Here is a 13,639-nt window from a genome sequence, read left to right as displayed (position 1 = left end):
CATTTAGAAGCTGAGCGCGAGTCCGAAGCGAACCTGCCGCGGCGTGCCAAAGTTGAATGGGCTTTTCTCTTTGAGCTTGTATTTGTCTTCGCCCAGTTGACCAAAGCGCTCCACAAATTTGCGGCCTTCGTCTGTATTCAACCAGCCCGAAGTCATTGGGCTGCCCGTGCTCGAATACACGGGGCTAGTCGCGTTGGCGCGGTTGAGCAAATTGAGTACCCAGACGTATATGTCGCCCTGAAGCCCTATAATTTTGAAACGCTTATTCGCCTTCACATCGGTCCTGAATGTCCAGGGACCATAGCTGGAATTCACCGGTCCCGAAGGACGTGACGCCGAAGCCCCTGTGGTCACTTCATTAAACGTAAACGTGGGCGTATAGGGGAACCCACTCCCGGCTTCGAACAACACATTGATCCCGGCATTGGACAGCGGCTGACCGCCCAGGAACCTCGGCCCATCTTTATCGACAAAGCGATAGTCGATCGATGCCGAAATTTTGTGGCGTTGATCAAAGTCGAGAGGTGAGGTCGATTTGGGCGGCTCGGTCACGCCGGGTTGGAAGCCCCAGGCGATCCGCCGCTGAGTTTGTGGGGTTGATCCCGTGCCCGTCGCATAAGCCAGAGAATAAGACAGACGCGCTGTTGTGCGCCCTATGCGACGCATGAGCAAACCAAAGTCCAGCCCCTTGATGGTTCCGTAGTCGTTGTTGCGAAACGAGGAAAAGGCCGTGGGATCAGACGGAATTGTCGACACCTGAACGAGGTTTTCCACGGCTTTGTAATAAGCAGTGACATCGACACTGGCATGACCGCCCAACTGCTGCACCACACCCACTTCGTAAGCCGTGGTTTTTTCCGGCCTGAGATTCGGATTGCCAAAGGCGTAATAATATCCCCCCAGTGGCACTTTGTATTCCAGATAATCCAGACCAACATACAGGTCTTCCAGCTTGGGTTGCTGGTAAAAAATGCCGTAGTTCATGTGGAACACGGTCTTATCTGTAACGGGAAACCCAACACCCAGGCGCGGGCTGATCTTGTGATACACGCTATTGCCAGCGAGATCCGATGGATCGAGTGTGGAATCGCCACCCAATGGCACGCCTTCATTGGCGAGCACATCGGTACTCGCATTCAAATAATCGTAACGCACGCCCGCATTGATGATCAACCCGTCGTATTCCATCTTGTCCTGCACGTAAAACGAAGCCAAAATGGGTTCTTTTTGCGCGTCTCGGGTCGAATCCAGAGGTTCGACTACCTGGCCATTCCAGTTGTAATCATACCCGTAGCGATCTACATCCTGAAAGCCACCCCTGTCGTCTGTGCTGACAAATGGACCGCGAAAGAGCAAAATGGGGGTCAGGTGCCGGTAATAACGCAACCGATGCATCTGCACGTCAAAACCGAGCTTAAACTGGTGATTGCGGCTGATCTGGCTGGTCAAATCGAAGTCGATAGGCGTGAGATAAAATGAGCTGGTTTGCTCAAAGTCATCATACACGCGCCCTTCATCGCCTTCAAAATACGTTATAGAGCGATCATTGATGGTTTCCGTTGTCTGCGTAATCTCGGTGGAATCCACATCGCCGCGTGCAAACAAACTTTCCGCGTCAAAACGCGAATTGCCCTGGGGACGGGCATAGTCGTGCAAATTGTCGAAATGAACCCCGTCGCCCGCCTTAAAATTCTGGTCGAACAGACTTGTTTGCAAAGTGAAGAAGGTCTTTGCACCCATCGTATAGGTCACGCGGGCAAATGCCGAGTTGTTATTTCTTTTGACACGCGGCGCATGCCGCAAATTATAGCGATAGGTGTGACTATAGCTCAAGCGATCCGTTTTTGAGCCTACAATCCCTGCCTTCAGACCGATTTCGTCGGACAACCGATACGCCAGCTTGGCCTGCCAGCCCCATCTTTCGAGCGTATAATGCGGCAATATGCCCTCGCTGAGCAAATCGTACTCTTCCTGTGACAACAGGTCTTTTTCCCACTCGTGGGCTTCCACCCCCCAGCGCGGGCTGCGGTCGAGGCGATCGATGTATTCTCCGGAAACAAAAAACGAAGGTCCGTTCGTTCCGGGAACGAGCGGACCACCAAATGTCGCATCGGTAGTGTTATACCCATAAGAAGGCGCACCGGCCCAACTGCGGTCATTCATCTCATCTGTAATATATTCCACAGACCCCGAATAATTCTGCCCGCCTTCGCGCGTCACCACCTTAACAACGCCCGACATCACGCGCCCGTACTCCGCTTCAAATCCACCCACAATCACAGATACCTGATCTATAGCGCCATTGCTCAGGGTGGTGGTCGATGAGCCGAATTGCAAATCCTTCTGCGACACGCCATCGACGATGTAGTCAACTTCGGAAAACCGCCCACCGCGTATGTAAAGCGTGCCGTTCCGGTTCGTCACGCCCGCCTGCAAGGACGTGGCCGCTGCATACCCGCGAACCGGCATATACTCGAGTTCTTCGCTGGTTACGAGGCGCATCGAGCTGGTCTTGTCTTTCTGCACCAGCGGACGCACCGCCACCACTTCGATAGTTTCGCCTTCCAGTACTTGTTCTGCGAGCACAAAATCTACTTCGGTGGTCAAATCGGGCAATACCTTGATGCCCTTGAGCACCACGTCTTGATACCCGATAAAACTGCATTTTACGTCAAAAGTGCCCGCCGGCACATTCAAAATCACAAAATTACCTTCGGGATCTGATGTCGCACCAAAGACACTGTGCAAGCCCAGAACCACCACATTGGCACCGGGCAAGCCACCACCGTCGCCTTTATCGACAATCTGACCCGCAATTTTACCCGTCACCCCGGCCATTGCCGATGCGGATAAAAACGACATCGCAACAAATGCGATTATCCATCTCGTCATGGTTAACTCCCTTCTGAAATAATTTCGAAAACCAGACTTAAAAGATGCTCGCGCACCTCTGTCGTCTCCCCTCACGTAAATCGTTCTCAGCTATGTCGCTACTACATCACCTCCTTGTTCTCCCCCGACGATAAGTCATTTACCTCACACCGATGACAGCGACATACCCTGATGAATGGGTTTTCCCTGTGACCGGCGCACCTGAACGAGTTCAGAAACAATACTCACGGCGATTTCTTCGGGTGTATCTGCGCCGATATCCAATCCAATCGGCGCGTGAACAACATCCAATTTTTCTCTCGGAATACCTTTGGCTTCAAACTCTTTCCACATCAGCGCGATCTTCCGACGGCTACCAATCATACCAATATACGCCGCCTGGGTATCAATCGCCTGCTCGATAACCGGTTTATCGTGCTGGTGTCCCCGCGTCACAGCCACCACATAAGACAAATCGTCAATAACCAGATGGTCAAAAGCCGTCTCCATCTCCAGCGTCAGCGTTTCACTCGCCATGGGAAACCGCTCTTTATTGGCAAACATGGGCCGGTCGTCAATAACCACAATCCGAAATCCGACCGAATGCGCGATCTGTGCGATAGCATAGGAAACGTGCCCCCCGCCAAACAAAAACAGCGTAGGCTCGGGACAAATAGATTCCAAAAAGACCACAACGGGTTCTGACCCGATTTTTATGACCTTGAGCAAACTTTCCGGAATCGCCTCAAAAGCTGCCACCTCTTCGCGCACACAGGCTTCGGCAAGGTCATGGCCCAGACTACCCACTGTTCTACCATCGGGATGGACCAATAACTTCGCACCCACCTGATCGCCGCCCGAAACCAGCGTTGCCAACACAGCCGAACCGCGCACTTTGCGAACCCGAGCAATATCGCCGAGCATGTCATCTGCGCGACCGGGCAACAGAGGTTCGGTAAAAATCTCGACATTGCCGCCGCAATTGAGGCCATTTTCGCCCGCGTGTTTTTCCGTCAAAATAAACTTCTGCAAAGTCGGTGCTTCGGTTTCCATCACATGACGGGCTTCGGCCCACACATCGGCTTCCAAACAACCGCCACCCACCGTACCTATAATCACGCCATCGGGACGCACGAGCATCTTGGCCTTTTTGCTCATCGGCAAAGACCCCTTGCTCGACACAATCGTCGATAAGGCGGCCTTTTCACCCTGAGAAACCAGGGTCAAAGCCTCTCGAAAAACATCTTGACCAGCCATAACGTCACCTATCGAAAAAACGCGAATAGACGAATAGACGAACTCCGCCCAACCACCCAACTGCTATCGTTGATTCGTTGATTCGTTGATTCGCTACCCTACTTCCAAACAGACCGCAGTGTTCGGGCCAATTGAATCAAACTCTCCAGATTGTGTGCGGGCAAAAAATAATCCAGATATGGAAGTGCTGTCTTCATCCCCAAACACAGGGGCTGATACCCCGGCGTGCCCAAAAGTGGATTGAGCCACATCAACTTATGCACGCGCTTTCGCAATCGCGCCATCTCTTGCCGCATCAAATCGGGATCGCCCCGGTCCCAGCCGTCGCTCACAATAATCATCACAGTGCGCGAGTGCAACATATCGCGTGCAAACTGGTCGTTAAACTCGCGCAAACACCCGCCAATATCTGTGCCACCCGCCCAGTCGTGTACTGTATCAGCCACTTCTACAAGTGATTCTTCAATGCCTTTTGTTTTGAGCAAACGCGAAATTGCGGTCATCCGCGTGGAAAACACCCCGACCTCCACATCTCGGATTTCGCGCTTGAGCGCGTAGATAAAGCGAATCAGAAACCGGCTATAACAATCCATAGACCCGCTCACATCACACAACAACATCAGCTTGGTCTTTTTGATGCGACGCCGCTTCATCATCAATTCGACACCGTCAGAACCATACAGCGCATTGCGCCGCCATGTGCGCCTGAAATCCAGTTCAGCCCCCCGATTTTCGGGCACGCGCCTGCGACTGCGGCGGTTGGCAATGATATTCACAATTTCGTGGATCACCTTTCGGGCCTGCTCAATCTCGCGATCGGACATTGCGGCCAAATCTTTTCCCATCAAAGCCTCATCGGGGCTATACCCAACCTCCTCGGATTCGCCTTCCCCCTCGGCCTCTTCCTGCAAATCTGCAGTATCCACCACCTCATTGACATCTGCCTGAACATCGAGATCCGGATCTCCGCCGGCATCCGTATCGGTCAGAGTCATATCGTCGGGCAAAATCGGTCGCGCCCAGAAAGCCCTGAAAACCTCGTCAAAAGTCTCCAGATCGTCATAGCGCGACACCAGTGTCGCACGCGCAGCAGCGTAAAAATCGCTCCGATTGTGCAGGCTGATATATTGAAAACTATCGCACAAATCAATGAGATTGCCCGCATTGACTTCAACGCCAGCACTGTGCAAAGCCCTTGAAAAACCGACAACTCGTCCCAGCATAGTTCTTGGCATGTGATCTCCTAAACGGCAACTTGTGTGCGTTCTTTCAGCAATCGGGCCTTCTCAATCAGTTGTGGTAGGCCGTCTTCCTGAATTTTTTCAATATCTTCTTTATACTTCAAAACACATCCCAATGTCGCATCAACTATCTGCGGATCCAGTTCTTCAACACGCATAGCCATCAGAGCCAGTGCCCAATCAATCGTTTCGGCAACACCGGGCTTTTTGTAAAAATCGCGATTGCGCAACAATTGCATAAACCCGCAAACCTGTTGTGCCAATTCGTCCTGCACACCCGACACACGCGACCGCACAATATCCATTTCTTTGCTAAACGTGGGATAGTCAATCCACAAATACAAACACCGGCGCTTCAGCGCGTCGTGCAACTCGCGCGTTCGGTTGGACGTAAGCACGACAAACGGCACCTGCATCGCTCTTATCGCACCAATCTCGGGAATCGTAATCTGGAAATCGGATAACACTTCGAGCAAAAACGCTTCAAACTCTTCATCCGATCGATCCACTTCGTCAATCAACAACACCTGTTGCTTTTCTGCGCTACCCTCAAGAGCCGACAAAAGGGGACGCTTGAGCAAAAAATCTTCGCGAAAAATATTTTGACCAATTTCGGCCTTGTCGATTCCCCGCGCTTCTTCGAGCCTTAGCTCCAGCATCTGACGCGGATAATTCCATTCGTACAATGCCGTATTGGCATCAATACCTTCATAGCACTGCAATCGAATCAACTCAGTATCAAAAATACCGGCCATAACTTTGGCTACTTCTGTCTTTCCAACGCCTGGTTCCCCCTCCAGAAAAATTGGTTTGCCAAGCGACTGCGCCAAAAAAATCGTCGTTGCCAATGTGCGGTCCGTGATATACCCCTGCTCGGCAAACCGCTCTTCAACATCTTCAATAGAATTCAGCATAATAACCTTTCTTTATCATACATTTCGCCATACTGCGCCACCCAAATTTGCAATGCCTCTCTGGTCGTGTCAAAAGCCAGATCATTCCATGGAATATCCCGAGGGGCAAATGTAGCCACAGCCTGCGATTCAAAATTGCCTTCCAACTTTCCGCCCACAACCCGTCCAGTATAAACAATCAGCACCACCCGCTCCCCTTCATAAGACAACACGCCGAGCAACTCACCGATCTCGACCTCTAACCCCACTTCCTCGCGGGTTTCGCGCACAGCCGCAACATCGGTTGGCTCGCCTGCATCCACATATCCGCCGGGGAACACCCACTTGCCAAACCCGGGATCAATATTGCGCCTGAGCAGTACAACGCCACCATCGAGGGTTACAATAACTCCGGCTGCTACCTTGGGGTCGAGATAAGCCACAAATCCACACGACGGACAACACGGTCTCTCCCGATCTTCAACTGCTTTTACAACCAGCAAAGTCCCACATCGCTCGCAAAACCGAGCTTCGGATTTTATGCAACTGGGCAAAGAGATCAACCACCTCATTGTTGTAATATTAATATAATATAGTAGTCTCTCCAGACAGTAAAATACACAGGTACCAATTTTGGGTCAACGAAAAAGCCCCGAATTTGAATTCGGGGCAAAAAAAATGGGAACCGGGTCGCGGGCCGGTTCCCAAGAGGGAGAATACGTCGTGCTTTGGGTATAATATCATCGCCGTGTTACAATCGCGTGTCATTTACGCGACAGTGTTCGCCACAAAAATACGGTGGAGATTACTCGCCTGCGCGCAATTCCTCCTGTTGATGTCTCACGATGCGCCCTTGAACGAGATAGACGGCATTTTCGGCAATATTGGATGAATGATCGCCAATGCGCTCCAGATGTCTGGACACGAGAATGAGTAAAATAGCCTGATCCACAGTCGAGGGAATACCCGTGTTTAAGTACGTCAACAACTCGCGGAAAATTTGATCGCGCAAGGCATCCATAGTATCGTCAATTCGACGCACCTTATTGGCCAATTCCACATCGCGATTGACAAATGCATCCAGAGCATCCCTGACCATACCCCGTGCCAACTCGGCCATCCGCGGAATATCGATCAGCGGTTTCAATTGCGGCATGCGATTGAGCAAACGGGCGCGCTGAGCGATATTCACCGCCTGATCATTGATGCGCTCGAGATCGTAATTGATCTTCATAATGCCCGCCACCAGGCGCAAATCGCCAGCCACGGGTTGCTGCACAGCCAACACCCTCAAACACTCTTCTTCTATCTCCACTTCCCAATCGTCAATGTGATGTCCACCCTCTTCAACCACATCAACGAGGTGATTGTCGCGTTCTACAAGCGATTGTACTGCCTGTTCAATAGACTCTTCTACCGCACTACCCATCTTCAACAACTCACCTTTGAGGTGGTCGAGATGCTGGTCAAGAGTACGCTCCATAATCATGACTCCTCTGCTTAGCCAAACCGCCCTGTCACATAATCTTCGGTTTGTTTGAGCTGCGGATTGGTAAACATCTCGCTCGTTTCGGCCATCTCAATCAAACGTCCCAAATAAAAAAACGCCGTATAGTCCGAAATGCGCGACGCCTGCTGCATATTGTGTGTTACAATCACAATCGTATATTGCTTTTTGAGCTCTTCAATTGTCTCTTCAATACGCCCCGTCGCAATTGGATCCAGTGCCGAACAGGGTTCATCCATCAAGATCACCGCAGGCTCAACAGCAATTGCACGCGCAATGCACAACCTTTGCTGTTGTCCTCCTGAAAGCCCCAGAGCACTGTCATTGAGCCGGTCTTTTACCTCATCCCAAAGCGCGGCAGCCTGCAAACTGCGTACCACCACCTCATCGAGCACCGCCCGCCGATTTTCACCTGCAATTCTCAAACCGTAAACGAGATTCTCATAAATCGACTTGGGAAAGGGATTGGACTTTTGAAACACCATACCGACCTGGCGGCGCAACGAAATCACATCGTATCCGGGACCGTAAATGTCGTCATTATCAATTTCAACCACACCCTCGATATGCACCGAATCGATCAAATCGTTCAGCCTATTCATGCACCGCAACAGCGTTGACTTCCCGCATCCCGAAGGACCGATCAAAGCCGTTACCCGATACTCGGGAATCTGCATGTCAATGTCAAAAAGGGCCTGCGTCTCGCCGTAATACAGGCTCAGATTCGATATGGTGACAATGGGATTCTGAATATCTGGAACAATTGCTTCGCCGGACCGTGTATTTGCAAGTTCTGCTTCAGCCATTGTGATTCCTTTCTCTCACCTATTTAAAACGTCGCACCACCAACGCGCTTGCGAAGCCGATTGCGAACCAGAATCGCCACCAGATTCAGAGCCAGTACAATCCCCATCAGCAATAAAGTCGTCGTATATACCATGGGGCGAGCCGCCTCGACATTGGGCGACTGGAAACCCACATCGTAAATGTGAAATCCCAGATGCATAAACTTGCGTTCCAGGTGAAAAAAGGGCCAGATACCATCTACGGGCAATGCAGGAGCCAATTTCACAACGCCAGTAATCATCAGCGGAGCCACTTCGCCAGCACCGCGTGCAATCACGAGAATAATGCCCGTGAGAATACCCGGCAACGCGCCGGGCAAAACCACGCGCAAAATGGTCTGCAATTTGGTCGCCCCGAGTGCCAGCGACCCGGCACGCACATCGCTCGGCACAGCAGAAAGCGCTTCTTCGGCAGAAACAATCATCACCGGCACTGTCAGCAACGCCAGGGTCAACGAAGCCCACAAAATGCCGCCAGTACCAAATGTGGGCGTGGGCAACGCCTCGGGAAAAAAGAACTGATCGATACTTCCGCCAATGCCGTAAACAAAAAATCCCAGGCCAAACATCCCAAAAACAATAGAAGGTACACCCGCCAGATTATTAACCGCAATGCGAATCACTCTAACTAAGATACCTTGCCTGGCGTATTCGTGCAAATAGAGCGCGGCTAAGATACCAAATGGCACAGCCGCCAAACTCATCAAAAAAACCATCATAACAGTGCCAAAGATCGCGGGGAATACCCCACCTTCTGTATTGGACTCACGGGGTTCATCAAATAAAAATTCCGCGACACGCGAAAAATAAACGCTCGTTTTTCCCAAAATTCCCAGTCGGTTAGGTCGATATGCACGCACGATATCGGCCGTGGCAATCTGCCGCACCTCACCGCCAATTAACCGCACATCTATGCGATAAACCTCGTTGGCTGCTCGCAATTGCGCCAGTTCGTCAGCCAATCGTTCATAAGCTTCCCAATAGGATCTGCTCTCTCGATCAATCGCGTCAATCTCATCGGTATCTCCATCACCCAATTCTATCTCACGTTTTTTTAGTCGCAGGCTTTCAATTTGTCGATTTAAGTCACCGATCGCATCTTCTTCAATTTGCCGAATCTGTTCGTGTCGTTCCCGGGTATTATCCAATTGCGCTTGTAGCATATCCCATGTATTCAACACCTGGGTTTCACCTTCGTACAGAGCTTCGATAAACCCATAAAAATTGCCCCACTCGCGCCGCTCAAAAACCACCGCATCTACGAGATAATCCGTCGATTGAATATCCGATTCATCTATCCATTGAAAATCGCTGCCATACACATCGCGATTGCCCACTTTGAGCTGAATGCGAAATTGCCCGGACCCCGTTCGATTCGACGCCGGAATCTCCTGTTTATCCCACCGCTGCCCCATTGCTTTCCGACCATCTTTGAGTATTACCGCTTCGATATCCGAGGGCCAAAAAAATCCAGTGCCATTGTACATAACCAGCGCGATCAGCCCTATAATCATGAGCAAACAAAGCGCCAGCGCGCTACCGGTCAACCAGATAAATGGCACACCTGTTTTCCAAAAATTCTTCACATCCATCTCCAGAACATCAAATCCTGCTATACTTCTCGCGCAAACGCTGCCGCACCACTTCTGCCAGCGTATTCACCAAAAAAGTAATCGCCGCCAGCAAAACCCCTGTCAAAAACAACACGCGATAAAGCGTACCTTCATGGGGTGCTTCGGGAATCTCCACGGCGATATTGGCCGACATCGTGCGCATGCCATTAAAAATGGTCCAATCCAAAATCGGCGTATTGCCCGTAGCCATCAACACAATCATCGTTTCGCCCACAGCGCGGCCAAATCCAATCATAGTCGCGGAAAAAATACCCGGGCTCGCCGTGGGCAACACCACGCGGATAGCCGTTTGCCATGGCGTTGCGCCCAGCGCGAGTGATCCAGCGCGCAGATGCTGTGGCACGCTCGACAGAGCATCTTCGCAGATCGTGTAAATAATGGGTACCACGGCAAATCCCATCGCAAAGCCCACCACCAGACAATTGCGCTGATCGTAGCGTGTACCCGTTGTGCCGAGCAGCCAGCTTTGAAAATTGCCGCCGAACAAAAGCGATTCGGCCAAAGGACCGAGTGCGAACGACAGATAGAGCGAAAACAACGCGATGCCAGCCAGCAAAGTTAGAATCCAGTGATCCGGTATTCTGCGTGCAAAATCTTCGGACATCTGTCCCCAGCTCCAGGCACATATCACCACGACAATGGGCACACAGGGCAACAACAGCAATGCACCGACGATCCTCGTCTCCAGCAGTGGAGCCAACCACAAACCAGCCAAAAAGCCCAGAATCACACTGGGAAGCGAAGCCATCAACTCCACCACGGGTTTGACCACACCACGCACGTTGGGAGAGGCAAATTCCGATGTGTAAATCGCTGCCAGAACAGCCAGAGGCAGCGCGAATAACATCGCATAAAGCGTACCCTTAAAGGTACCAAATATCAAAGGTACAATACTCAGCTTAGGCTCAAAATCATCCGATCCACCCGTAGATTGCCACACGTATTGAGGCTCCGTATATCCCTCGTACCACACTTTGCCAAAAAGTGTTTGTAACGTCACTTCGGGATGTGGATTGTAAAGACCGAAATCCGTCACCTGTCCCGACTTACTCACAGTCAAAAAGCCATTTGCTTTTGGCGCAAAAGACAGGGATTGAATAGGGCTATCACCGGGCAATTGAAAAAACGTTTGTTCCGATGTCATGTGATGCAACGCAACCATCCCCGATACATCGCCCGATAAAAACTGTTTGTCGCGAGCAGACGACGCCAGTGCAGTCACCGCCGCCGGATGAGACTGCAAAGTGTGGATCCTTTTGAACACCCTTTTATTGTCGCCCTCGCTCGTTCTGACGGGCATCCAGACAGACACACGACCACCCACATCGCCCACGACGAGCGACACATCGCCCAGCACAAAATCCAACGCAGACACCTCCTGATCGGAAACCCGAAAATAATCCAACAACCTGGGATTGGAACTCGCCCGTCCAATTTCCCATCGAAATACTTCACCGCGGTCTGTGCCCACCAGAACATAGCGTCCCGATTTTGCCACGGCACCCACCCTGGCGCGCCCTTTGATCTCATCGGTCAAATCGTATGTGCGAACAGTCGTTTTGCCATCACCTAAAAGTCCTCGCTGTCTTTCGGAAATTCCCAAAACGAGTTGCCCGGAATCCGCAATGCCAAGTACTGTGCCTCGAGATTTTCCATCGTGCCGAAATACGAGATGCGCAAGAGCCTCATCGGTTAGATCTATCGCCGACTCAACAAAAAAAGACGGCGTCACAATCTGCTTTCCCTCCGCATCGTAATCCACGGCAAAATTCACGCGACAGCCCAGCATTGTACCGTCGTCCAGACCCAGGCCAACATGCGTGTTATCCAGAGCGCGATAAGCCGCTCGAATGCGCCGTCCCTGTAGTTCGGGAATAGATACGGACTTTGTCACCGACTTTGTAGTCATATCCACAAAATCAATCCCCGCTTCATGCACGACAAACATCACCGCCTGATAGGGATCAACCCCCGTACACAGGACGGGCTGACGGTGCGAAAAATCAAAGGTATGCGCCCTGGACACGCTCGGCTTCAAAAACAGAGGATAGGACTCCATCAACACAAAAAGAAAAATGCCCAGCACCGACAGGATCACCCCGATGCCGCCAGCAGTGATCACCCACCGTCCAGCGCGGTCCATCAGGCGTGCCTTTGGCGTGATGCCAGGCAATTGTCGCTTTGATGTTGGTTCTGTGGGAAGAGACATAATAAAGGTGAGACGTAAGAGGTTAGAAGTGAGAGAACAGAGACTGGGGACGGGTCGTAGCTATTACGTCTCAGGAAGAGGGGCTGGGTGGCCCTCTAACGTCTCACCGCTGGGAGTCAGGGATTTAAGGTGGGGAATTGTAACTTCTCAAGTTCCTCTTTAACCACCTGATAGGGCACGGGCATATAGCCATCTTTAACGACAATCTCTTGCCCCTCTTTGGAGAAAATGAATTTACAAAATTCTCTCACGAGCGGATCGAGAGGTTTATTGGGTGCCTTGTTGATGTACAAATACAAAAAACGCCCCAGAGGATAAGATCCATCTATCACATTTCCGATCGTACCCTCTCTAAAGGGTTCACCAGTTTCCAGCGCCAGAGGTACGACGCGCACGCCAGAGGTCTTGTAACCAATGCCACTATAACCCATGCTGTACCTGTCTTCGGCCACGCCCTGCACCACCGAGGCAGACCCCGGTTGCTCTTTGACTTCATCTTTAAAATCGCCCTTAAACAGCGCGTGATCTTTGAAAAATCCATAAGTGCCCGACGCGGAATTGCGCCCGTAAAGGCTGAATGCGGCATTTTTCCAATCGCCCCCCAAACCCAACTGCCCCCACCTCGTAACATTTTCCTTATACTCACCGCGTCGCGTCTTGGAAAAAATCGCATCTACCTGCTGCAAAGTCAACCCATTAATCGGGTTGTCCTTATTGACAAAAATAGCCAGTGCATCCAGCGAGGTGCGCAACACTGTTGGTGGATATCCAAAATGCTTTTCAAACTTGTCTATCTCCGAAGCCTTCATCGGACGCGACATAGGCCCGAATTGCGCGGTGCCTTCGATCAGTGCGGGAGGCGCAGTGCTCGATCCCTTACCCTCAACCTGAATAGTTACACTGGGATAGTACTTGCGAAACCCTTCCAACCAGAGCGTCATCAAATTATTCATCGTATCTGACCCAATACTGTTGGCACTTCCGGAAATCCCACTCACTTTTTGATACGCAGGAACAGGCGAATCTTGCTGCGCCTGAGCCGCAGCCTGTGTCAAAACAGCCACACATGCGATCATACAAATAAATCTGGTCATTCAATCTCCCTTGGGTAGTGTTACAGAATGAAAAAAATAAACCTGTATCGCGTTACACAGATGACGAAAACACGACATTTATGTGATA

10 protein-coding genes are annotated in these 13,639 nt (G+C 51.2%); all 10 read right to left on the bottom strand.

Annotated features, from left to right (window positions below; translation table 11 throughout):
* Nucleotides 1–3: 3 nt before the first annotated feature.
* The 10 genes from F4Y39_17905 to pstS all read right to left on the bottom strand — a co-directional run bounded on the left by F4Y39_17905 (nucleotide 4) and on the right by pstS (nucleotide 13,551).
* Entirely contained in the window at nucleotides 4–2,892 is a 2,889-nt protein-coding gene (locus tag F4Y39_17905) for a TonB-dependent receptor (protein ID MYC15602.1), read from the bottom strand.
* Nucleotides 2,893–3,036: 144 nt separating this feature from the next.
* The gene (locus tag F4Y39_17900) at nucleotides 3,037–4,128 is read right to left on the bottom strand and encodes an XdhC family protein (protein MYC15601.1); all 1,092 of its coding nucleotides are present in this window, start codon (nucleotides 4,126–4,128) and stop codon (nucleotides 3,037–3,039) included.
* Between the two features lie 98 nt (nucleotides 4,129–4,226).
* Nucleotides 4,227–5,363: a VWA domain-containing protein gene (locus tag F4Y39_17895; protein ID MYC15600.1), complete on the bottom strand. Its 1,137-nt coding sequence runs from the start codon at nucleotides 5,361–5,363 to the stop codon at nucleotides 4,227–4,229.
* An 8-nt stretch (nucleotides 5,364–5,371) separates the two neighbouring features.
* Complete coding sequence (locus tag F4Y39_17890; protein MYC15599.1) at nucleotides 5,372–6,283, bottom strand: MoxR family ATPase; 912 nt, start codon at nucleotides 6,281–6,283, stop codon at nucleotides 5,372–5,374.
* Complete coding sequence (locus F4Y39_17885) at nucleotides 6,277–6,834, bottom strand: NUDIX hydrolase (protein ID MYC15598.1); 558 nt, start codon at nucleotides 6,832–6,834, stop codon at nucleotides 6,277–6,279. The genes F4Y39_17890 and F4Y39_17885 overlap by 7 nt, the downstream gene beginning before the upstream one ends.
* Before the next feature lie 233 nt (nucleotides 6,835–7,067).
* On the bottom strand, nucleotides 7,068–7,745 hold the full coding sequence (phoU, locus tag F4Y39_17880; protein MYC15597.1) for a phosphate signaling complex protein PhoU: 678 nt from the start codon (nucleotides 7,743–7,745) through the stop codon (nucleotides 7,068–7,070).
* 17 nt (nucleotides 7,746–7,762) lie between these two features.
* Nucleotides 7,763–8,575, bottom strand: coding sequence for a phosphate ABC transporter ATP-binding protein (locus tag F4Y39_17875; GenBank protein MYC15596.1), 813 nt, complete (start codon nucleotides 8,573–8,575; stop codon nucleotides 7,763–7,765).
* A gap of 23 nt (nucleotides 8,576–8,598) precedes the next feature.
* The gene (gene pstA, locus F4Y39_17870; GenBank protein ID MYC15595.1) at nucleotides 8,599–10,200 is read right to left on the bottom strand and encodes a phosphate ABC transporter permease PstA; all 1,602 of its coding nucleotides are present in this window, start codon (nucleotides 10,198–10,200) and stop codon (nucleotides 8,599–8,601) included.
* A 16-nt stretch (nucleotides 10,201–10,216) separates the two neighbouring features.
* Nucleotides 10,217–12,457 (bottom strand): ABC transporter permease subunit, encoded by a 2,241-nt coding sequence (locus F4Y39_17865; protein MYC15594.1) that lies wholly within the window; start codon nucleotides 12,455–12,457, stop codon nucleotides 10,217–10,219.
* A gap of 116 nt (nucleotides 12,458–12,573) precedes the next feature.
* On the bottom strand, nucleotides 12,574–13,551 hold the full coding sequence (gene pstS, locus F4Y39_17860; protein ID MYC15593.1) for a phosphate ABC transporter substrate-binding protein PstS family protein: 978 nt from the start codon (nucleotides 13,549–13,551) through the stop codon (nucleotides 12,574–12,576).
* Between the last annotated feature and the right edge of the window lie 88 nt (nucleotides 13,552–13,639).

It is taken from the genome of Gemmatimonadota bacterium (genome assembly GCA_009838845.1).
GTDB lineage: Bacteria > Latescibacterota > UBA2968 > UBA2968 > UBA2968 > VXRD01.
Note: the sequence above shows the minus strand (reverse complement) of the source record. Positions and strands in the feature narration are given on the sequence as shown.

Bases quoted from the DNA above. Each gene is read 5' to 3' on its own strand.
- pstS (MYC15593.1), bottom strand. From the start codon at position 13,551: ATGACCAGATTTATTTGTATGATCGCATGTGTGGCTGTTTTGACACAG.
- F4Y39_17865 (MYC15594.1), bottom strand. From the start codon at position 12,457: ATGTCTCTTCCCACAGAACCAACATCAAAGCGACAATTGCCTGGCATC.
- phoU (MYC15597.1), bottom strand. From the start codon at position 7,745: ATGGAGCGTACTCTTGACCAGCATCTCGACCACCTCAAAGGTGAGTTG.
- F4Y39_17895 (MYC15600.1), bottom strand. From the start codon at position 5,363: ATGCCAAGAACTATGCTGGGACGAGTTGTCGGTTTTTCAAGGGCTTTG.
- F4Y39_17890 (MYC15599.1), bottom strand. From the start codon at position 6,283: ATGCTGAATTCTATTGAAGATGTTGAAGAGCGGTTTGCCGAGCAGGGG.
- F4Y39_17885 (MYC15598.1), bottom strand. From the start codon at position 6,834: ATGAGGTGGTTGATCTCTTTGCCCAGTTGCATAAAATCCGAAGCTCGG.
- F4Y39_17905 (MYC15602.1), bottom strand. From the start codon at position 2,892: ATGACGAGATGGATAATCGCATTTGTTGCGATGTCGTTTTTATCCGCA.
- F4Y39_17900 (MYC15601.1), bottom strand. From the start codon at position 4,128: ATGGCTGGTCAAGATGTTTTTCGAGAGGCTTTGACCCTGGTTTCTCAG.
- F4Y39_17875 (MYC15596.1), bottom strand. From the start codon at position 8,575: ATGGCTGAAGCAGAACTTGCAAATACACGGTCCGGCGAAGCAATTGTT.